Raw genomic sequence first — 919 nt, 5'->3', positions numbered from 1 at the left:
GGCAAGGATAGAAAAGTGGAAGTTACAGGCGAAGTGTATTTTGAAGTTGCCCATAATAAAGCTAAGCCGTTCTCGGTGACTACTCACGGACAAACCGTTCAGGTGCTCGGCACGCACTTTAATATCAATGCATACGCTGATGAGGCGCAAATGAGAACGACACTATTGGAAGGAAGTATAAAAATAAGTAAGGCTGATCAGACTACTCTGCTTACACCAGGACAGCAAGCCCAAATTAGATTTGATTCAAACAATATTAAAATAAACAGTGGTGCAGATGTAGAACAAGCCATTGCCTGGAAAAATGGATTATTTAGTTATGATCAGACCGACCTGAGAGAAGTTATGAGACAGGTGGCGAGAGCATACGAAGTAAAAATTGAATATGAAGGGAAAATTCCAACCCGAACATTTACAGGAAAAATCCATCGAAACATTAGTGCTTCAGAGGTTCTTGATATTTTAAAGTTCACAAGAATAAACTTCAGGCTTGAGGATAAGAAAATTATTGTTACCCCATAAAAGCCTAATAAATACTACCCAATAAACCAATTAATAAACCGATTAAACCAGAAAAATGAAAGAAATTTTACACGAATGATTAATCAGGGGTTAAAAAAATAAGCCGGAAAGTGTTGGCCCACCGTCCGGCAAGTTTGAGTTAACCCTTTCTATCCGCCGGATAGCGGAAAGATAAAAACAAATTAGAGTCTATTTTTTACGTATTAACCCCAAACATTACAAAAGTATGAAATTAAATGCTTTAAAACGTGGTGTGCCGTCCCTATGGCTGCCACATAAATTGCTATTGATTATGAAACTAACCACGTTCATCCTCATCATAGCTCTTGCACAGGTAAGTGCAAAAGGATTTGGACAGAGAATAACGCTGAACGAAAAAAACACTTCAGTTAAAAAG

At 37.8% G+C, this 919-nt stretch carries 1 protein-coding gene; it reads left to right on the top strand.

All coding sequences use genetic code 11. The features are described from left to right. Positions 1-522, top strand: a 522-nt coding sequence (locus AC1DPZ_RS28075) for a FecR family protein (protein ID WP_477409732.1), incomplete at its 5' end; no start/stop codon positions are given. Positions 523-919 lie beyond the last annotated feature (397 nt).

This window comes from Mucilaginibacter sp. P4_G9 (assembly GCF_056400985.1).
Note: the sequence above shows the minus strand (reverse complement) of the source record. Positions and strands in the feature narration are given on the sequence as shown.